20 protein-coding genes are annotated in these 20,331 nt (G+C 62.6%); 6 read left to right on the top strand and 14 right to left on the bottom strand.

The genetic code is table 11. The annotated features are described in order from the left end of the window. Positions 1 to 76 precede the first annotated feature (76 nt). Both DT068_RS11965 and DT068_RS11960 read left to right on the top strand, forming a co-directional pair. Positions 77 to 1,303 (top strand): M24 family metallopeptidase, encoded by a 1,227-nt coding sequence (locus tag DT068_RS11965; RefSeq protein ID WP_368904683.1) that lies wholly within the window; start codon positions 77 to 79, stop codon positions 1,301 to 1,303. Further along, a complete protein-coding gene (locus DT068_RS11960; RefSeq protein WP_119390066.1) occupies positions 1,300 to 2,535 on the top strand; it encodes a Zn-dependent hydrolase in 1,236 nt (411 codons plus the stop codon). Before DT068_RS11965 ends, DT068_RS11960 begins: the two co-directional genes overlap by 4 nt. Here the strand turns inward: DT068_RS11960 and glyA are convergent. From glyA to DT068_RS11920, 8 genes are all read right to left on the bottom strand, one after another. Beyond that, positions 2,532 to 3,851, bottom strand: a complete 1,320-nt coding sequence (gene glyA, locus DT068_RS11955; RefSeq protein ID WP_119390065.1) for a serine hydroxymethyltransferase — start codon at positions 3,849 to 3,851, stop codon at positions 2,532 to 2,534. The two genes, DT068_RS11960 and glyA, sit on opposite strands and share 4 nt — an antisense overlap. Positions 3,852 to 3,914: 63 nt before the next feature. Continuing rightward, a complete protein-coding gene (locus DT068_RS11950) occupies positions 3,915 to 4,844 on the bottom strand; it encodes a polysaccharide deacetylase family protein (protein ID WP_119390064.1) in 930 nt (309 codons plus the stop codon). A gap of 14 nt (positions 4,845 to 4,858) precedes the next feature. Next, positions 4,859 to 5,812 carry an agmatinase gene (gene speB, locus DT068_RS11945; protein ID WP_119390063.1) on the bottom strand — a complete coding sequence of 318 codons (954 nt, stop codon included), beginning with the start codon at positions 5,810 to 5,812 and terminating at the stop codon, positions 4,859 to 4,861. A gap of 12 nt (positions 5,813 to 5,824) precedes the next feature. Then, a complete protein-coding gene (locus DT068_RS11940; RefSeq protein ID WP_119390062.1) occupies positions 5,825 to 6,535 on the bottom strand; it encodes an SDR family NAD(P)-dependent oxidoreductase in 711 nt (236 codons plus the stop codon). Further along, entirely contained in the window at positions 6,532 to 7,308 is a 777-nt protein-coding gene (locus tag DT068_RS11935) for an SDR family NAD(P)-dependent oxidoreductase (protein ID WP_119390061.1), read from the bottom strand. The genes DT068_RS11940 and DT068_RS11935 overlap by 4 nt, the downstream gene beginning before the upstream one ends. Beyond that, positions 7,308 to 8,108, bottom strand: coding sequence for an ABC transporter ATP-binding protein (locus tag DT068_RS11930; protein WP_119390060.1), 801 nt, complete (start codon positions 8,106 to 8,108; stop codon positions 7,308 to 7,310). The genes DT068_RS11935 and DT068_RS11930 overlap by 1 nt, the downstream gene beginning before the upstream one ends. Before the next feature lie 244 nt (positions 8,109 to 8,352). Further along, entirely contained in the window at positions 8,353 to 9,207 is an 855-nt protein-coding gene (locus tag DT068_RS11925; RefSeq protein WP_368904700.1) for an ABC transporter permease, read from the bottom strand. A gap of 22 nt (positions 9,208 to 9,229) precedes the next feature. Beyond that, entirely contained in the window at positions 9,230 to 10,243 is a 1,014-nt protein-coding gene (locus DT068_RS11920) for an ABC transporter substrate-binding protein (protein ID WP_162914157.1), read from the bottom strand. A gap of 179 nt (positions 10,244 to 10,422) precedes the next feature. On the opposite strand from DT068_RS11920, the gene DT068_RS11915 reads away from it, so the two are divergent. After that, complete coding sequence (locus DT068_RS11915; protein WP_119390057.1) at positions 10,423 to 11,307, top strand: LysR family transcriptional regulator; 885 nt, start codon at positions 10,423 to 10,425, stop codon at positions 11,305 to 11,307. Between the two features lie 195 nt (positions 11,308 to 11,502). Here DT068_RS11915 and DT068_RS11910 read toward each other — a convergent pair whose 3' ends face one another. Further along, positions 11,503 to 12,246, bottom strand: a complete 744-nt coding sequence (locus tag DT068_RS11910; RefSeq protein WP_119390056.1) for a hypothetical protein — start codon at positions 12,244 to 12,246, stop codon at positions 11,503 to 11,505. Between the two features lie 124 nt (positions 12,247 to 12,370). Here DT068_RS11910 and DT068_RS11905 point away from each other — a divergent pair, with 124 nt between their 5' ends. The 3 genes from DT068_RS11905 to DT068_RS11895 all read left to right on the top strand — a co-directional run bounded on the left by DT068_RS11905 (position 12,371) and on the right by DT068_RS11895 (position 15,545). Beyond that, the gene (locus DT068_RS11905) at positions 12,371 to 13,237 is read left to right on the top strand and encodes a DUF3800 domain-containing protein (protein ID WP_119390055.1); all 867 of its coding nucleotides are present in this window, start codon (positions 12,371 to 12,373) and stop codon (positions 13,235 to 13,237) included. Between the two features lie 278 nt (positions 13,238 to 13,515). After that, entirely contained in the window at positions 13,516 to 14,910 is a 1,395-nt protein-coding gene (locus tag DT068_RS11900; RefSeq protein ID WP_119390054.1) for an aminotransferase, read from the top strand. Between the two features lie 17 nt (positions 14,911 to 14,927). Next, complete coding sequence (locus tag DT068_RS11895) at positions 14,928 to 15,545, top strand: TetR family transcriptional regulator C-terminal domain-containing protein (RefSeq protein ID WP_119390053.1); 618 nt, start codon at positions 14,928 to 14,930, stop codon at positions 15,543 to 15,545. A gap of 13 nt (positions 15,546 to 15,558) precedes the next feature. Here DT068_RS11895 and DT068_RS11890 read toward each other — a convergent pair whose 3' ends face one another. The 5 genes from DT068_RS11890 to kce form a co-directional block, all read right to left on the bottom strand. Then, a complete protein-coding gene (locus tag DT068_RS11890) occupies positions 15,559 to 16,584 on the bottom strand; it encodes an alpha/beta fold hydrolase (RefSeq protein WP_119390259.1) in 1,026 nt (341 codons plus the stop codon). 89 nt (positions 16,585 to 16,673) lie between these two features. Further along, positions 16,674 to 17,243, bottom strand: a complete 570-nt coding sequence (locus DT068_RS11885) for a TetR/AcrR family transcriptional regulator (protein ID WP_119390052.1) — start codon at positions 17,241 to 17,243, stop codon at positions 16,674 to 16,676. Positions 17,244 to 17,345: 102 nt separating this feature from the next. Continuing rightward, on the bottom strand, positions 17,346 to 18,224 hold the full coding sequence (locus DT068_RS11880; RefSeq protein WP_119390051.1) for an SMP-30/gluconolactonase/LRE family protein: 879 nt from the start codon (positions 18,222 to 18,224) through the stop codon (positions 17,346 to 17,348). Positions 18,225 to 18,238: 14 nt separating this feature from the next. After that, a complete protein-coding gene (locus DT068_RS11875) occupies positions 18,239 to 19,111 on the bottom strand; it encodes an SMP-30/gluconolactonase/LRE family protein (RefSeq protein WP_368904678.1) in 873 nt (290 codons plus the stop codon). A gap of 308 nt (positions 19,112 to 19,419) precedes the next feature. Beyond that, on the bottom strand, positions 19,420 to 20,289 hold the full coding sequence (gene kce, locus DT068_RS11870; RefSeq protein WP_438816431.1) for a 3,5-dioxohexanoate:acetyl-CoA acetone transferase: 870 nt from the start codon (positions 20,287 to 20,289) through the stop codon (positions 19,420 to 19,422). Positions 20,290 to 20,331 lie beyond the last annotated feature (42 nt).

Genomic DNA, 20,331 nt, shown 5'->3' with positions numbered 1-20,331 from the left:
ACCGGTCCAGTTGCTGCAGAACTTATTCGCTTTTGCGAGGTTTTCGCCGGATTTCCCTGCGAAAGGAGGCGGATATTTGCAAGGATGGCGCAGCCAGGAATATCTGACAAGACCGAAAGGACATGAAGTGGCGACCGAGCAGAAGATCCCCCGACGCGGTTTCACCCCGGCTGAATTCGAGCGCCGCACGCTCCGCGCGCAGAAGATCATGGATGCACATGGCTTCGATGCGCTTCTGCTGACCGCGCCGCCCAATATCCGCTATTTCACCGGCTTCGACACCCAGTTCTGGGAAAGCCCGACGCGCCCCTGGTTCGTCATCGTGCCGCTGGAGGGAGCGCCGATCGCCGTCATTCCGGAAATCGGCGCGCCCGAAATGGCGCTCACTTGGGTGAAGGATATCCGCACCTGGCCGGCGCCCGTGCCTGAGGATGACGGCCTTTCGCTTCTCGCCGCGACGATCGGCGGGCTGAAGCGCAAGCATGGCCGGGTCGGTGCCGAGATGGGCCGCGAAATGGCCTTGCGCATGCCGGTCGCGGATTTTCTCACATTGCGCCAAAGGCTGGGCTCCGCCATCGAAGACGGTTCGCCTTGCATCTGGGAAATCCGCATGGTCAAGACCCCGGCCGAGATCGACCACATACATTATATATGCGGGCTCGCCAGTGACGCCTATGCGGCGCTGCCAGCGCAGATTTCCATGGGCGAGAGCGAGCGCGAGGTGGTGCGCAAATTGCGCATCGATATTGCCCGGCGCGGCGCCGATGCGACGCCCTTCCTGCCGGCCATATCGGGGCCGGGCGGCGTGGCGCAGATCGTCTGCGGGCCGCATGACCGCGCGATCGAGGAAGGCGACATTCTCTTCATTGACACGGGATCGACCTTTGACGGCTATTTCTGCGATTTCGACCGCAACTACGCGGTGGGCCGGGTCGCCGATGAGGTCCATCGCGTGCATGAGGCCTTGTGGCAGGCGACCGAGGCCGGCATCGCCGCCGCGGTGCCGGGGGCGAAGACCGATGATGTCTGGCGCGCCATGGCGAAGATCATCGATGCAGCGGGCGCCATCGGCAATAATGTCGGCCGCCTCGGCCACGGCCTCGGCCTGCAATTGACCGAGCCGCCCTCGCATCGCCTGGGCGACGGCACGCTGATCGTCGAGAATATGGTCCTCACCATCGAGCCCGGCATGGAATATGCGCCCGGCAAGATGATCGTCCATGAAGAGAATATCGCGGTGACGAAGGATGGGCCGCGCCTCCTGACCAAACGCGCGCCGCGTGAGTTGCCGGTGATCCGGTGACCAATCTCGCGATCGATCCCGAACGCCTGTTGGCCCGCCTCAGGGAATTGGGCGAGCTCGGCCGGACGGCCGACGGCAAGCTCACCCGGCTTGCCGCTTCCGATGCAGACAAGCTCGGTCGCGACAAGTTCGTTGCCTGGGCGAAGGATGCCGGACTCGCGGTGAAGATCGATCGCATCGGCAATATCTTCGCGCTTTGGAACGACGCCGAGGCGCCGGAAGCGAAGCCGTTGATGCTGGGCTCCCATATCGACACGGTGATCGATGCCGGCATCTTCGACGGCTGCTATGGCGTCCTGGCGGGGCTCGAAGTCGTCGAAACCCTGAAGGAGGCGGGCTTCGTGCCGAGGCAGCCCATCGTCGTCGCGGCCTTCACCAATGAGGAGGGCGTTCGCTTCGCGCCCGACATGATGGGATCTCTCGTCCATGCCGGAGGGCTCGGCGCCGATGACGCTCTGGCCGTCAGGGACACGGACGGCATCAGGCTCGGCGAAGAGCTCGCGCATATTGGCTATGCCGGGCGCGAAGAGCCGGGCTTTCTCCAGCCCGAAGCCTATCTAGAGCTCCATATCGAGCAGGGGCCGGTGCTCGAGCGTGAAGGCGTCGCCATTGGCGCTGTCGAGAATCTCCAGGGCATTTCCTGGCAGCGGGTCACCATCGAAGGTGTTGCCAATCACGCCGGCACGACGCCGATGGCGCTGCGCCAGGATGCGGGCCACGCCGCGGCGCGCGTCATCACCTTCCTGCAGGGCCGCGCGGCGGCCTCGCGATCCGGAACCGTGGCGACGGTCGGCACCATCGCCTTCGAGCCTAACGCCATCAATGTCATCCCCGCGCGGGCGATCTTCACGGTCGATCTGCGCGACCCCGACGAAGTGCGCCTGAAAGCCGAGGAGCAGGCGCTTGCCGATTATCTTGCGGCACTTGCGGCCGAAACGGGTGTCGTCATTTCAGCCGAGCGTCTCGCCCGTTTCGAGCCGGTGGTTTTCGACCGGGATCTGGTTGCGCGCATCGAAGCGGCCGCCGAAACGCGCGGTCTCAGCTGCCGGCGCATGACCTCCGGCGCCGGCCATGATGCGCAGATGATCGCGCGCATTGCGCCCTCGGCGATGATTTTCGTGCCGAGCATTGGCGGCATCAGTCACAACCCGAAGGAATTCACGCCCGAGACGGATCTCGTCGCCGGCGCCAATGTGCTTCTCGATGTGGTGAGACGCCTGGCGTCGTCCTAACGCACGAAAGCCAGCTTGTCGAAACGCATCCGGAAAGACGCCACGCGCGGCGCGAGGCTTGCCGCATCATTGGCCGAGAGCGCCTCGGCGATCAGCCCAGCGAGTTCCGGCATATGTTCCGGCCGCATGCCCCAACGCACGATTTCCGGTGTTCCGAATCTGAGGCCGTTCATGTCGCCTTCGACCGGCGCCTCCGGCAGGCCGATGCCGCAGGCAAGGATATTCGCCTCACGCAGCTTCGCCGAAACCGCCTGGCCGCCGCCGAAGCCACGGGCACGCAGCGCGAATTGATGCGATTGCGTGAAGCCCTGCGATGTCCTGAAAACCGGCACTCCAAGCCTCGCGAGCGCATCGGCGAGCGCCGCAGCGGTATCGACCATCATGCGGGCATAGTCTGTGCCGAATTCCCGCCAGTCGAGCAGCGTGATGGCGAGCGCCGCCGATTTCGCCACGTCGAAATTGGCGGTGAGGCCGGGAAAGGCGATATGGTCGAGGCGCTCGGCGAGCCCGCTGTCATTGGTGACGACGAGTCCGCCAGCCGGGCCGCCAAGGCTTTTATAGGTGCTCATGGTCATGAGATCGGCGCCCTCGCGCAGCGGATTGGGCCAGGTGCCGCCGGCGATCATGCCGCATAGATGGGCGGCATCGAACAGGATCCGGGCTCCCACTTCATCGGCGATGGCGCGCACCGCTTTCACGTTCCAGGGCAGGAGATTGAGGCTGCCGCCGAGCGTGATCAGCTTCGGCCGGATGCGCCGCGCCATGTGCGCGAGCTTTTCGATATCGACACCATAGAGCTCAGGCTCGACCGGCGCCTCGTGGATGGTGAGGCCATAGAGTCCGGCGGCACCCGCGCTTTGGTGGGTGACATGGCCGCCAATGGAAGCGGGCGGCACGATGACGTCATCGCCGGGCTTCGTCGTCGCCATGAAGGCATAGAGATTGGCGAGCGCGCCCGAGCCGACGCGGATCTCCGCATACCGCGCCTGGAAGATCTCGGCCGCGAGCGCCGCCGTGATGACCTCGATCTTCTCGACCGCCTCGAGACCCATCTCATATTTCTGCGACGGATAGCCGAGCGACGGCCGCGAGCTCAGGCCCTGCGCCAGAAGGGCCTCGGCCCGCGGATTCATCACATTGGCGGCGGGATTGAGATTGACGCAGTCGCGCTCATGGATATGCCGGTTCTCGCTCACCAGCGCATGGATACGCTCGTCGATGGTCCCGGCCGCCTGGTCGGAGGTCCAGCTGGCTATGTCCGCGACATAGTCCTCCACCGCATCGGCGACCCATGCCCTTCTGGCCAAGCTGCTCATCAACCGTCTTTCCCGATCATGCCGGCCCAGCGCTTACCAAACCGGACGTCGATCGGATAGGTCCTATTTCTTCAGCTGCCGGCTCCAGCTTCGCGGCAGCACACGGCCGACCGGTTCCTGATATTGCGGGATGAGCTCGACGCGCGGCGAATATTTGCCCTGGTCGATCAGTCCGCGCACATGGGCGGCGATCTCTTCAAGCGGAGCGAACCACACGTCACCCTGGGCCATGATCTTCTCCAGGAATTCGGCGAAGACATGCCAGCGCGCCAGCCGCCCGGTGGCGAAAGGATGCACCACCGGCAGCCACAGCCCGCCATAGGCATGAGCCGCCTCGAATTCCTGTTTGTAGATCTCGAAGCCCTGGCGCGGCGAGCGCACCGGCATCATGTAGTTGAGATCGAAGGACTGCACCCATTGTGGCCAGTCATCGACGCCCCAGTGGCCGGGGATCTCGATCAGCGTGCGCCCGTCGACGCGGCTCTTGATGACATAGGGAATGTCATCGCCCATCAGCGAGGCGTCATAGAGGAAGCCGCGCTCGAGCAGGAGATCGAGCGAATTGCCGGAAAAATTATAGAGCGGCGCCCGCCAGCCGCGCGGGCGCTTGCCGGTGAAACGCTCGATCACCTCGATGCCGGCATCGAGCCAGAAGGCCTCGTCTTCCCGCGTCTGGTTGAGGGGGTTCTCATGGATATAGCTGTGATGGGCAACTTCATGGCCGCCCTTCAGCATGGTCTCGACCGCTTGCGGATATTGCTCGATGCACCAGGCCGGCACGAAGAAGGTCTGGTGGATGCCGAGCTTCCGGTAGGTCGAGACGATGCGCGGCACCGCCACCGTCGGCCCATAGCGCAGCATCGATATGGCCGAGACGCGGCTGTTGCCGTCATTGGGATAATCGACATGGATGAGGCTGTCGGCATCCATGTCGAAGGTGAGGCAGGCGGCGCATTTGGCGCCATTGGGCCAGGGGATGGGATTCTGGATCATCGCTTGAACCTCGCTCAGTTTCTGCCGGCAGAGCTTGCCATGACGCAGAGCAGCTCGAACATCAGCGTGGCGCCGGCAAGGGCGGTGGCGCCGGTCGGATCGAGCGGCGGCGACACTTCGACAAGATCGGCACCGATGATGTCGATGCCGTCGAGCAGGCGCACCAGCGCTTGCGCCTCGCGCGTGGTGATGCCGCCGATTTCGGGCGTGCCGGTGCCGGGCGCGATCGAGGGATCGAGCGCGTCGATGTCGAAGGTCACATAAGTGGGCTTGTCGCCGACGAGCTTTCGCGCCTCGTCCATCACCGGTTTCACGCCGCGCTCGGCGAATTCCTCGATGAAGACGATCCGCACCCCGGCATCGCGGGCGAAATCATAATTGGAAGCATCCGATATGGCGCCCCTGATGCCGATCTGGATCATGCGCTTGGGATCGAGCAGGCCTTCCTCGATGGCGCGGCGGAAGGGCGTGCCGTGATTGTAGCGGTTGCCGAAGAAGCTGTCATAGGTGTCGGAATGGGCGTCGAAATGGATGAGGCCGACCGGGCCTTTGCTCGCCAGCGCCCTGAGGATGGGCAAGGTGATGAGATGATCGCCGCCGGCGGTGAGGGGGCGCGTCCGCGCGGCATGGATCTGGGCAAAGAAATCGCGGATGCGGTCAAGGCTTTCCATGAGGTCGAGCGGGTTGATCGGCGCATCGCCGCAATCGCCCGCCTTGATCCGGTCGAAGGGCGAAAGGCCGGTCACATGATGGACGCGGCGCACCAGGCTTGACTGGTTGCGGATCTCGCGCGGGCCATGGCGGGCGCCGGTGCGGTTGGTGGTGCCGCCATCGAAAGGCACACCCACCAGCGCGATATCGACCTCATCGGGCCTGGCGATCGGCAGGCGCATGAAGGTCGGCAGGCCGGCAAAGCGCGGCACGAGGCCTGAATCGAGCGGCTGGAACTGCGCGTTGCTCTTGCTCATTCTACTTCTCCGTCAGAACATCGCCGCGCCGCCATTCGGGCTGACGCATTGGCCGGTCATGAAAGTGGCGCCAGGTCCGGCAAGGAACACGGCGGCCGCTGCGATCTCCTCCGGTCGCCCGATGCGGCCGAGTGGATTCTGCGATTCCTTGGCGAGCGTCTCGGGCGATGTCATTTCGATCCCGAGCATCGGCGTGTCGATCGGCCCCGGCGCTATGGCATTGACCAGGATTTTCGGCGCGAATTCCCGCGCCCAGGACCGCGTCAGCGACAGGACGCCGCCTTTCGAGGCGCAATAGAGCGAGCAGTTCTCGCGGCCCAGATAGGCGAGCTCGGAGGCGATATTGATCACCCGGCCACCGCGATCCTGCGCCACCATCAGGCGCAGCGCCTCACGTCCGACGAGGAACACACCTTTGAGATTGACGTCCATCAGCCGCTCGAAATCGACGACACTGGTTTCAAGCAGCGGCTTCTCGATCAGGATGCCGGCGCAATTGACGAGGATGTCGATGCCGCCTGTTTGCTTCATGCCGGAAAGCAGCCCGATGACGTCCTCTTCCTTCGCCACATCGACGCGCCGTGCCTCGAACCCGGCACCCGCCACTTCGGCACGGTCGGCGATGGTCACGCGCGCCCCTTCGCCCGCAAAGGCATCGGCGATCGCTCTTCCGATGCCGCTGGCGCCGCCTGTCACCAAAGCGCGCTTGTCCTTGAGCGTCATGCCATCACCTCGCCGCGATCGACATTGACGGCCTGGCCGGTGATGTTGCGGGCAAGGTCGGAAGCGAGGAACAGATAGAGATTGGCGACGTCATCGGGCTCCATCAGCCCCGGAAGCGCCTGACCTGAGAGGATTTGGCCCAGCATGTCGTCCTCGCTGATATCGGCGCGGGCCGAGACTTCGGCGAGCGAGCGCAAGGCGGCGCGCGTCTTGACCCAGCCGGGGCATACGGCATTGACCCTGATATTGCGGGGACCCAGCTCCTTGGTGAGCACGCGCATGAAGCCGAGATTGCCGTGCTTCGAGGTGACATAGGCGGCGAAATCGGCGGCGGCACTCTTCGACCAGATGGAGGCGGTGATGATGATGTTCGACCCCTCCGGCATCTGCTCGAGAACCTGCCGGGTCACATAATAGGTGCCGATGAGGTTGATCTCGATGATGCGCGCGAACAGGCGCTCGACCTCATCGCCCTTCTCATACATGGGCGTGAGGCGCTCGAGTCCGGCATTGTTGACCAGGATGTCGAGCGGACCGAGCCCGCCGACCGAACGGCGCACCGCGGCGCGATCGGTGATGTCGCAGATTTCGGCACCGATCTTGCGCCCCGTAGCGGCTGCGATCCGGCTGGCGGCTTCGCTGATGTCCTTCGTGCTGGACAGGATCGTGACCTCCGCACCCGCTTGCGCGAAGCCCTCCGCCACCGCATAGCCGATGCCGTGGCTTGCGCCCGTCACCAGGACGCGCTTGCCGCTGAAATCGAACGCCGCCATTATTCTGCTGCCTCCAGGCCTGTCTCCTGCGCGCGGATCAGCGCCAGCACCTCGCGGCGGATCTGGCGGAATTCCGGTATGTCGAGAATGTCGAGGCTGCGCTTCTCGGGCAGCGTGGCGCTGACCGGGATATCGGCCAGAATGCGCGCCGGCCGTGCCGAGAAGACGACGATGCGGTCGGCGAGCAGCACGGCTTCATCGACATCATGGGTGACGAAGATGACGGTCTTGCGCTCGGCCCGGCGCAGCTCCATGAGCTGGATCTGCAGGCGCTCGCGGCTCAGGGCATCGAGCGCGCCGAAGGGCTCGTCCATAAGCAGCACCAGCGGATTGGCGGCCAGCGTGCGCGCGATCGCCACGCGCTGGCGCATGCCGCCCGATATGCGGTTGATCGTGTAATCGGCGAACTGGCCGAGGCCGACGAGAGCGAGATAGTGGCGGGCGATCCGCTCTTTTTCGGCTGAGGAGATGTCGTTGCGATAGCGCAGCCCGAAGCGGATATTGCCGAGCACGGTCAGCCAGGGGAAGGACGAATAGGACTGGAACACCATGCCCTTGTCGCGACTGGGTCCCTCGACCCGTTTGCCGTCGAGATGGATGTCACCCGCGCTCGGCGTCTCGAGCCCGCCCACCATGCGCATGACCGTCGTCTTGCCGCAGCCCGAGGGTCCGACAAAGACGACGAACTCGCCTTCCTTGATGTCGATCGACAGCGGATCCACCACCGGGATGGTGCCGCCATCGGGCGTGGCGAACGCCTTGGCGACCTGATTGATGCGGATGAAAGCGGATGTGCTCATCGCGGTACCTCTGACACCCTCGCCCTGCAAGCGAAGCGCAGCGGGGAGAGGGTAGGGGCCCGCCGCGCAGCGGCGGGAAGGGTGAGGGGCAACGGGCCGCGCAATGCAGTTTCAGCTGTTTGATCGAAGGACAGAGTCCAATTCCCGGCAGGCCCCTCACCCGCCCATTGCTGCGCAATGGGTCCCCCCCTCTCCCCGCTGAAGCGGGGCGAGGGTGACACGCGTGATTTCGTTCCGGTCTGCATCATTGCAGATACCGGAACCAGCGGCGGTGCAGCATGCGGATCGCCTGGTCGCAGAAGAGGCCGATGATGCCGATGGTGAGGATGCCGGCGAAGACTTCCGGCGTCTTGCCGTAGCGCCGCGCCGTCCACAATTCATAGCCGATGCCGGAGCTCGAGGCGACGATCTCGGCGACGATCAGATAGGTCCAGCACCAGCCGAGCGTGATCCTGAGGCTGTCGACCATATTGGGCAGCATCGCCCTGAGCAGCACGTCCTTCATCAGGGCACCATCGGAAGCGCCCAGCGTGCGCCCCGTCTCGATGAATTCCTTCGGCACCCGTCTTGCATCATCGGCGATGAGGAGGATGAGCTGGAAGAAGGTGCCGATCCACAGAAGTGTCACCTTCGAGCCTTCGCCGATGCCGAGCCAGATGAGGGTCAGCGGCACCAGTGCCGGCACCGGCAGGTAGCGCACGAAGTCGATGATGGGCTCGGTCACCGCCGTGACGAAGCGATAGCCGCTCATCAATATGCCGAGCGGGATGGCGATGACGGCGGAGGCGAGGAAGGCGGCCCAGACGCGCGCCACGCTGATGGCGATATCGCCCAGATAGCCGGCTTCCGTGAAAAGCCTGAGCCATGCGGCAACAACCGCGCGCGGCGAGGGCAGGATCTGCGGCTGGACGAGGCCCGATTCGGCCACGATCGACCACACAACCAGCACCAGCAGGAAAGCCCCGACGCCGAGCCAGAGCTCCTGGCGCGGCTGGGCCGCGGCGCGGAAAGTGAAGAGATCCCGCCAGGCCGACTTACGATCGGGCCGGGCGGGGCTTTGCTCCGCCTCTGCCTTACGTGGTGTCACCTCCATGCGCATGTCCACGGGAGCATCCCGCTGGTCACGGGAGTTTGTTGATGATCGACCGGTCGATATGATCCTCAGGGTTAAGCTTCACATCGGAAGAGCCGAATTCGAGATTGAGATCCATCGCCTCGTTGAAGATCTCATAGACGCGGCCTTCCTTGTCGGCCGGGCCGATGAAATCCTTGGCTTCGGCGAGCGGCGTGTAGCGGAAATTGGGCAGCGTCGCCTTGAAGTCATCCGCCGTGATCGAGAACTGCTTGGCGATGATCGGGATCGCCGCTTCCTGATTGGCGTTGAAATAATCGACCGCCTTGTAGATAGCGCGCAGGAACTTCACATATTTATCAGGATTACCTTTGAGCTCGCCCGTATGCGCCATGATGATGTCGAGGATGAGATCCTTCTGGTCCTTCGACGACACGAGGACATGGGCGCCGCGCTCCTTATGCGCCGCGACCACCTGGCTCAGCACCGGCTCATAGGTGCCGACCGCCGCCACCTTGGGATCGCTGAAGATGCCGATCGCATCGGCCGCCGCGATATCGGCGAGCGTCGTATCCTTGATCGAGAGATTGCAGTCCTTCTTCAGCGCCATCTGCAGGATGAGGCGTGCCGGCAGGTTGGGCTCCACCGCGATGGTCTTGCCCTTGAGATCGCAGACCGACTTGATCGACTGGTCGGCCGCCCAGCCATCGCCGCCGGTCGACAGATCGATCGTGCCGATGATGATGCCCTGCGTCTCCTTGCGCCGGCCGAGGCCCTGATATTCGCCGACGGTGCGCAGATAGCAGTCGATATCGCCGCGCTCCATCGCCGCCATCGCATTCGGCATGTCGTCATCGAGGATCTCCTCGACCTCGATGCCTTCTTCCTTGAAATAGCCGAGCTCATTGGCGAGATGGACAGGCCCGAAGCCCACCCATACCGGATACATGCAGGTGACCTTGTTGGCATTGCCCACTTCGGCGCCGGCCGGGCCGCCTGCGAGGCTGAGCGCAGCCCAGCCGGCCGCAAGGCACATCAACAGCGTCTTGAGAATCCTGGTCATTGTCTTCCTCCCTGTCCGGCGCGCTCTGCTGTCGCGCCGAGAAGTGCTTCCCATCTGGTGACAAGCCGGGGCGATCGTCCCTCTAGGGGCGGCCCTCTTTCCCGCCATCTTATGGGCTTCCGAAACCATCGAAAAAGAGGCAAGATGAGATCATTACATCCGGAAAGCAGAAGTATCGCATGCGTCAGCTCCTCGATGTCGATCTGCGGCTCATCCGCATCTTCCGCGTCATTGTCGAATCGCAAGGGCTTGCCGGGGCCCAGCTCGTCCTCAATCTCAGCCAGTCGCGCATCTCGACCAGCCTTGCCGAGCTCGAAGCGCGTCTCGGCGCCAGATTGTGCCGGCGCGGCCGCTCCGGCTTCGCGCTGACCGAAGCGGGGCGCAGCGTCTATGACGCCTCGCACGAGCTCTTCCAGGCGGTCGACCGCTTCAGCAACCAGGCCGGCGCCCTGTCGCCCAATCTCAAGCGCGTGGTGAGACTGGGCGCCGTCGATGCGCTCGCCACCAATGCCGAATTGGGGCTGGCCCGCGTCTTCGGCCATTTCCGCCAGTCCGCCCCTTCGGTGCAGATCGATCTCATGGTGGCGGGGCCGGAGGAGCTGGAAGCCCAGCTCATCGCCGGCGCCCGCGATATCATCATCATGCCGAGCCTCACCCGGCGGTCCGATCTCTCTTATGTGCCGATCTGCGTGGAGAAGCAGTCGTTCTATTGCGCCAGGGGCCATCCGCTGTTCGCAGAGAGCGACAGGCTCGCCGCCCGCAACCTGGCGCGCCATGCCATTGTCGCGCGCGGCTATCTGCACAGCCAGGATCTGAAGCGCATCGGCCACCGCCAGGCCGATGCGACCGTCGAGATGATGGAAGCGCAGCTCGTCCTCATCCTGAGCGGCGGCTTCATCGGCTATCTGCCGGCGCACTATGCCGCGTCCTGGGTGGCGCGCGGCGAACTGCGCTGCCTGTGCGACAAGGCCTTGAGCTATGATTCGACCTTCTATGCGGTATGCCAGCGCAGCGCCACCGACAATCCCCTGGCGCGCCGCTTCCTCGCCAGCTTTCAGGGGTGAATAGTTTCGGAGCAATGAGACAATAATATACGCGACGCATGCAAGGCCAAAAGTCTGAAGCTGAAAGCCCTAAGAGGAAAGCGGACAAGGCGAGGACGGAGGAAAAGACCCAACGCAAGCGGTTCATAGAGACCGCTCGCTAAATCGGCGTCGATGAAAGCGGCAAAGAGCTTGAGCCTTTTGATCGGATTATGCCTAGGTGCGGTTAAGCACTTCATTTACCATGCGTTCGGTCTCGGCCGAGAAATGCGTAAAGCGCGCCTTCGGACCAATGGCGCCCAAGTATTGGCGTATTGCTTCCTGCTTGTGGCTAAGCAATCCTTCCAGCCACTCCTTTCGAAGCGCGCCAACCGCTAAATCGGAGCATTGGATGGGTTGAAATCGCTTTCGGCTTCCAAACGTCAGTGACGCGAATTGGTCGCCCGACTCCTTCTGATAGGCCGCAAATATTGCCTCAGTAAGGTCGTGGGGTTGAACATCATCGTCAATCACAAGGGCTACCGGCTCTCCATCATACTCCAGCCCCGCTTCCTCGCGGAGAATATTCAAGGCCATACTGAAGCAGAAGTGATACGGGTTCTCATAACCAGTATCGCGGGTTTGCCAGTGTGCAATTTCGCAAGACGCGCCTATTCCATGAAGGTTAGAACGGCCCATGATCTTGGAGAAATGCAGTATGCATAGGGACCCCTTCTCGTGCCCCAAATTGGGTACGATCTCAGCGAGATGAAAATCATCCCCGAGCCGGAAGGTGGCCAGCGCCTCCTTCCAAATAGGTTCGACGGCGCTCCAATCGGACTCCCTGCCGATAAAGCCGCCGACGGCATAAATGCCGCCGCCGTTGCTCGCGTCAAGATACGCCCTAAGCAATGCCAATATCCTCGGTCCATTATTGCCGCAAACAACAGCGGCCAACTCCTTGAAAGGACTCGCGGTCATATCCCGCTCCTGTAATAATACTCCACCGGGTGCGGGAAGGACAATATTGGGACTATGGACCCAATATCGTCTTTCCCGCGCCAAGGCCTAAGGGTCTGTGATATGCGTACTCCTGTTACTCATCATGGGAGTCACCGCCGACCGGGTGGTCGCGCAGGTCGCCGGCATGCGCCCCTCAATAGCGATAGGGTGGCAATTTGTGGCTCTTCAGGCGTTCATCGATGATAGTTACAAAGGGGCGGACTCCACTTTCGTCCTAGCTGGGCACATCGCTACGGCAGAATCGTGGGCGCATTTCGCAAAAGAATGGGAGGAGATGCTGCCTTTTGGTACCATCAACCAAGCAGGCATCTACCATTTTAAAATGTCGGAAATGGCCGCCTCACCCGAACGTCTCGCGAGGGTTCCGGGCTTCTTCCGTATCATTGAGCGACATGTTCTAATGTCAATCTCATGTGCCTACAATCTTGCGGATGCCAAGAGAGCAATGTCGCGAATCAGTATTCCCGGCGTGGGCATCGATTGGAGTTTCGTGGCCAATCCGTTTTTGATGTGCTCAAGGCTGTTGTTGGATGTTTTCAACGCTCGCCGATCTGATTTAGCCAGATTTGGGCTTCCGACTGATGAACCTGTTGATTTCTACTTCGACAATCAAGCAGAGAAGAAAGTTATTCTGACGCAATGGGAGTCGTTCGCCAAGAGCCGCCGCGAGCTCTTTGGCGCGGCAATGGGTGCCACCCCTCGCTTTGAGGACGACACTGTGTTTTTGCCCCTGCAAGCTGCAGATTTGTGGGCCTGGTGGGTAAGAAGAGCTTATGACGATGGCGACCCAATGAAGGTCCAGCGCGGCGATTTCGGGGCTTTCCGCGCCAAGCGAAATTACCCACGCATCCACGTCGATTGGACCCAGAAAGAGATTCTTGAGGGACTCCTAGGTATGCTCAAACAGCATATAAATCCTGACGACCGGATCCTTGTCGCTCCGGCATGAAGACCCATTCTATCACGGTTATGTTCTGTCCGGGCAGGCCGCAGTAGGTACCCGCTCTAGTTCCTTCCCACGTCATCGACGCCATTGTGCGCACGAGTCATGCCCAGACGGGAGACATGCCTCCGGACGCTGATATTTCCCAAATCCCATGGCTTGGCCCATGGTTGCAAGAGGGATGTTTCCGCATCTGAGATTAATTGATTGATTGAACAATCAAAAATATTGACTCGCTGTCTGCGGAATTCGTATCCTGGGACGGGTCTGCCAGGAGAAGCATCATGCCGGACAATGTGGGCGCGCAGTGGAATGCGGGCGAGACGCTGGAGGACGCGAAGCGTCATCTTCTGTCGCCGTCCGAGGAAATGGCGAAGCTCGGCAAGGCAACACGGCCTTTGATCGCCTATGGTGAGGGCATCCATGTCGTCGATGCCCATGGCCGGCGCATCATCGATGGGCCTGCCGGCATGTGGTGCACCCAGATCGGCTATGGCCGCCGGGAGATCGCCGATGCGGTCTCGGCCCAGTCGCTCAAGCTTTCCTACAATTCGCCCTGGTACACGACCAACTCACCCTCCATCGAGCTGGCGCGGCGCATTGCCGAGGTGACGCCCGGCGATCTCAACCGCGTCTTCTTCACCACCGGCGGCTCGACGGCGGTGGATTCGGCGCTGCGCTTCACCGAATTCTATAACAATGTGCTGGGACGGCCGGAGAAGAAGCACATCATCGTGCGCCGCGAGGGCTATCACGGCAGCACCAGCCTCACTGCCGCCTGTTCCGGCCGCGCCTTCAACTGGCAGAATTTCGACATCGCCTCGCCCCGCATCACTTTCATCTCGGCGCCGAATATCCGCCTGGCGCCGGGGCTGACGGAGGCCCAGTTCCTCGACAAGTTGGTGCGCGAATTCGAGGACACGGTCGGGACCATCGGCCCCGACAAGGTGGCGGCCTTCCTGGCCGAGCCGCTCCTGGCTTCGGGTGGCGTCATCATTCCGCCCAAAGGCTATCACGCCCGCATCAAGGCCATCTGCGAGAAGCATGACATCATCTATATCTCGGATGAGGTGGTGACCGCTTTCGGCCGCTGCGGCGAATGGTTCGCCTCCGAGAAGGTCTTCGGCGTCGTCCCCGACATCATCACTTTCGCCAAGGGCGTCACCTCGGGCTATGTGCCCTTAGGGGGCTTTGCCATATCGGAGCGCCTGCTCGACAAGGTGGCGGGCGAGAATGCCAAGGGCAGCTATTACAGCAACGGCTACACCTATTCGTCCCATCCGGTGAGCTGTGCGGCAGCGCTCGCCAATATGGATGTCATCGAGCGGGACGGCATATTGCAGCATGTGCGCGACGTGTCCGGCCATTTCGCGGATGCGCTCCGGAGCCTCAGGGATCTTCCCCATGTCGCCGATATCAGGGTCGCAGGCCTCGTCGGCTGCGTCGAATGCCTGGTCGATACGGCATCGCCCGAAGTGACCGACCGCGACAAGAAACTCGGCGGCCGCATCGACACGCATTGCTTCGATCTTGGCCTTCTGGTGCGCCCGCTCGGCAATGTCTGCGTGCTGTCGCCGCCGCTCGTCATCACCAAATCCCAGATCGATGAGATGATCGCCATCTTGCGGCAAGGAATCCTGAAAGCCGCGGCCGAGCTCAAGCAGCCGGCCGAGGCCTGACGAAAGGGACGAGGGACGTGGCAGGCAAGGCGCGCATCGCCTCGCGCGAGGATCAGGTCCAGGAACGAAAGCGCTCGCTTCTCGACGCCGCGGCGACGGTGATCGCGCGCAAGGGCCTTACCGGCATCACCATGAATGACATCGCCAGGGAGGCCGGCTGCAGCTATGGCGTCGCCGCCTTTCATTTCAAGTCGAAGGACGGCCTGATCCTGGCGGCGCTCGATCAGCTCGTCGCCGAATATGACGCCGCGCTCAACCGCCCGTCTGTCCAGGACAAGCCCGCCGACCGGCTCAAGGCCATGGTGCTGCTCGATTTCGATCCTGAAATCTCAAATGAAGATCATGTCGCGGTATGGAGTGCCTTCTGGGCGGAAGCGGCGCGCAATCACGACTATCGCCGCCGCCTCGCCGAGCTGAAGGCGCGCTATCATGCCTTCGTGAAGGCCGAGGTGATAGCCCTTGCCAGGGAACGCAAGCTCAAGCTCGACGCAACGGTGATCGCCGCCACCCTGAATGCCCTCATCGACGGCCTCTGGATCGCCAATCAGGTGAATGCCAGCGGCATCGCGGGCCAGAAGCAGGCGCGCAATGCCTGCTTTCTCTATCTCCGGTCGATCTTTCCCGATGATTTCTAGCCGCTAAGTGGGTTTACCCCGGAAAGCGCCGCCTCAGCCAATCGGTCATCAGAGCGGTGACTTCCTCCGGCTTCTCCTGCTGCGACCAGTGTCCGCAACCGGGGATCACGTGTTTTTCGAGATCGGGAATATGCGCCTCCATGCCGTCCATCATGGCCGGCGTCAGCACGACGTCGTCCTCGGCGCCGATCATCAGAGCTGGGACTTTCACGGTCTGATCGACCTTTAGACCCGCCTTCCAATTGCGCGACAGGTTGCGATACCAGTTGATGCCGGGCGTGAAGCCGGTCCTTCTGTAGCTCTCGACAAAGACAACGAGTTCGTCGGCATCGAGGATCGCCTCGCCGGGGAGCTTCGGTGGCTCCGGCGCCTCGAGCTGTGAAAAGAAAGCCATGTGCCGCGCCGCCGGCGGAAGCTTCATATATTGCGCTCTGGTAATGACGCCCTTGCGCATGATGGTGCGGAAGGTACGCTCGACGTCGCGAGCCATCGCCTTGTCGGCGCGGTCGCCATCATGGAACATGATCACATACATGTCCGGGCTGTAGATCTGCCGCATCTGCGCGAGCGGATCAGCGGCCTCATTCGCGGCGAAGGGCTTGTCGGGCGGCGTCAGGCCGTGGATGAGATCGGGATGCAGCCACAGCATCTCATGCGGAATGAAGGGTGTGTTCAGACCGATGACGCCGGCGACACGGCTTGGATGGAACAGCGGCATCTGCCAGGCGACCAGGCCGCCCCAGTCATGGCCGCAGAACACGGCCTTCTCGAGCCCGAGCGCATCGAGCAACCCGACGAGATCGCCGGTCAGATGCGCCAGGTCATAGTCCTCGACCTTGGGCGGCGCATCGGTCAGGCCGAAGCCGCGCTGGTCGGGAACGATGACGCGATAGCCGGCGGCGGCGAGCGGCGCGATCTGGTGGCGCCAGGAGAAGGCGAGCTCGGGCCAACCATGCAGCAATATGACAGCAGGTCCACGGCCTGCCTCATAGACGGCCATCCTGATGCCATTGCTTTCTATGAAGCGGACGGGAGGCATGGCTGGCCCGGCAGCGTAGAGCGGCGCAAGGGCGGGCGCCATGAGAGCGCCGGCAAGGCCGGATACAAATGAGCGGCGGGTGAGGCTCGTCATGACCGCATCTCCCTGAGCTGTTTGAATTCGCTCTCGATCACCGTGACGCAGGCATTTGCTTCCCGGCCGGCCCGCACCAGCACCAGTATCCCCTGATAGAGAATGAGAAGCCGGGCGACGATCACATCGGCACGGCCGGCAGGCATTTCGCGCGCCACGACCCGTTCGATGCCTTGTTTGAGGAGGGCGAAGCCTTCCTGCACGCCCTGCGAGGCCACCGAGGGTTCGGCGCCGAACTCCACTGCCGCATTGGTCAGCAGGCAACCATGCTCGTCCGCATCGGGCGATCGCAGCAAAGAGAGGAAGAGCTGCTCCAGCCCATCGAGGCCGGCATCGTCTCCGGCATAGGTCCGCAGCCGCGTGCGGATGACGGCGTCGATATAGTGGTTGAAGGCGGCCCGGTAGAGGCCGTCCTTGTCGCCATAGGCATTATATATGCTGCCGGAGGTGAGGCCGGTGGCCTGTTCCAGGTCCTTGATCGACACGCCGGCGAAACCCTGGCGCCGGAACGCATCCATTGCACCGCCAAGCACCTTGCTTTCATTGAATAATCGCGTGCGTGCCATCGCTCATTCTTTCTAAATTAACCATTCTAGAATGAGCAATCTAAAACGAAAGTCAAGCTTTTTTGGAGGAAGAGAGCGATGATTCAATGTGCTGCGGCGGGACTAGCCGCCGAACCGCGACTCTGGAATCCCCTTGATGCCGAGCCCGGTGATGGCGAACAGGCTGCCGCGCAGCACGCCGTCGTCCGGGAAGCGCGGCAGCGGCGGCTTCGCCATCGAGGTCACATAGAGGACATCGAGGTTCGGTCCGCCGAACATGACGCTCGTCACTTTCTTCACCGGCATGTCGATGACGCGCTCGACCCTGCCGTCGGGCCGGTAGCGGATGAGCTTGCCGTCATAGACCTGCGCGTTCCACAGGCAGCCTTCGGCATCGACGGTCGACCCGTCGGCGGCGCCGCCGGTCGAGGTGTCGAGCCTGGCGAAGGTGCGACGGTTCTTCACCGAGCCCGTCTTCCTGTCATAGTCATAGGCCCAGATCTCGCCCGACCAGGAATCGGCGAAATAGAAGATGCGGTCATCCGGGCTCCAGCATGGGCCATTGGAGACGATGATTCCCGTTTCGACCTTGGTCACGCTGAAATCGGGATCGAGACGATAGAGCGCGCCATGGGGGCCGGATTCCTGGCTGTCCATCGTGCCGGCGAAGAAGCGCCCGCCGCGGTCGACCTTGCCGTCATTGATCCAGTTGGTCGGCCGGTCCGGTTCGATCTCGGCGATGAGCGGACAGTCTCCCGTCGCGAAATCGAGCGCATGGAAGCCCTTCGCCAGCGAGCAGATGGCGCCCTTGCCGTCCTTGCGGATGGCGATCGAGCCGACGCGCGAGGGCACGTCCCAGGCGCGGATCTCGGTGCCCTGGGCGGTGGCCCGGAAGACCCGCATGCCGGCGGCATCGATCCAGTAGAGCCGCTGCTGCTCGACATCCCACAGAGGCCCTTCGCCAAGCGTCGTCTTCACATCGACCAGGACTTCGATCTTCATTTCCCTCTCCTCTGTCAGCCTTTGAAACGCGGTTCGGCCAGCCCCTTCACGCCGAGGCCGTGTATGGCGAAGACACAGCCTGCCTCGCGCTCGCGGTGATATTGATTGTTGAACGGCCGCGCCATCGAGGTCACATAGGCGATGTCGAGATCAGGCCCGCCGAAAATGAGGCTGGTGGTCGATTGCACCGGCAGGCCGACGATCCGGTCGATGACGCCCTGAGGATCGAAGCGGATCAGCCGGCCGGAATAGACCTCGCAGCTCCACACATAGCCTTCCGCATCGACGGTGGCACCATCGGGCAGGCCGCGCAAGGTCTCGAAGCTGGTGAAGACACGGCGCGAGCGCACTGAACCCGCCGCTATGTCATAGTCATAGGCATAAATGAGCTTCTTGCCCGTATCGGCGAAATAGAGCGTCCGGCCGTCCGGGCTGAAGCACGGGCCATTGGAGCAGACGATGCCGCGGTCGAGCTCATGCACCGAGAGATCGGGATCGAGCCGGAACAACTTGCCGACGCCATTGCGCTCCTCGAAATCCATCGAGCCCGCGATGAAGCGGCCCTGGCGGTCGACCTTGCCGTCATTCATGCGCGGCGTCAGCTCGCCGGGCTGCGTCTCGGCGATGAGCGTGACCTTGCCGGTCTTGAAATCGAGCGCATGGAAGCCGCTGCGCAAGGAGACGATGGCGCCGCCTGTCTCGCGCAAGGCGATCGAGCCCACGGGCTCGGGCAGCGGCCAGTGCCGGCGGTTCTGGCCCTTCACATCGGCGGAGTAGACGGCGGGTCCGTAGGAATCGATCCAGTAGAGCCGCTGCTCGGCGACATCCCATAAAGGTCCTTCGCCGAGCGCGTTGCGGTCCTCGCTGAAGATCTCGATGCGCAGCATGGGGATTCCTTTTTAGGAACTATGACTCTCGAATATTTTCCCCCTCGCCCGTTGCGGAGCAATGGGAGAGGGGGGCCGACCTTGCTCCGCAGAAGCGGAAGTTATCTGCGCTGTCGGGGCGAAATCTCGGCTTCGCGAAGGCGAGAGGCCGGGTGAGGGCTCTTTGCCTGAAACACGAAGTGCTTTTGAAGTTTTTACAGGGGTTCGAGAAAGAGCCCTCATCCGCCCTTCGGGCACCTTCTCCCATCCTTCGGACGGGAGAAGGGAAGTTGGAGGGAGTGAGAGCGATCCTATTCATCATGAACTCCCTAGAAAGCGACCTTGTCGCCGCCTTTCAGCTCGAGGATCTGGCGCGCTTCATCGGGCGTCGCCACTTGCATGCCGAGGCCCTCGATGATCTTGCGCGCCAGTGCCACCTGCTCGGCATTGGAGGTGGCGAGCTTGCCCTTGCCGGCCCACAGGCTGTCTTCGAGGCCGACGCGGATATTGCCGCCAAGGGCAGCCGCCTGGGCCGCGATGCGCAGCTGGCTGGCGCCGGCGCCCAGCACCGACCAGCGGAAACTATCGCCGAACAGGCGGTCGGCGGTGCGCTTCATATGGGCGACATCTTCCGGATGATTGCCGATGCCGCCCAGGAGCCCGAACACCGACTGCACGAAGAGCGGCGGCTTGACCAGGCCGCGATCGGCGAAATGCGCCAGATTGTAGAGATGCGCGATGTCGTAGCATTCGAATTCGAAGCGCGTGCCGTTGCCGTAGCAGGTCTCGAGGATATATTCGATGTCCTTGAAGCTGTTGCGGAAGACGAGATCGCGCGTCGCTTCGAGATGCGGCTTCTCCCAGTCGAATTTGAAGCTCTTGTATTTGTCGACCAGGTGATAGAGCCCGAAATTGATCGATCCCATATTGAGCGAGGCGACCTCCGGCTTGAAGGTGGCGGCGGGCTTCACCCGCTCCTCGACCTTCATATAGGGGCTGCCGCCGGTGGTGATGTTGATCGCAGCCCTGGTCGCCTGCTTGATGCGCGGCAGGAAGCGGGCGAAGGCTTCCGGCGTCTGGTCGGGCTTGCCGTTCTCGGGGTTGCGCGCATGAAGATGCAGGATCGCGGCACCTGCTTCCGCCGCGGCGATCGCTTCCCTGGCGATCTCGTCCGGCGTGATCGGCAGATAGGGCGACATGGTCGGCGTGTGGATGGCGCCCGTCACCGCGCAGGTGATGAT

Source organism: Taklimakanibacter lacteus (assembly GCA_003576695.1).
GTDB lineage: Bacteria > Pseudomonadota > Alphaproteobacteria > Rhizobiales > Aestuariivirgaceae > Taklimakanibacter > Taklimakanibacter lacteus.
This window is presented reverse-complemented; position numbering and strand designations above follow the sequence as displayed.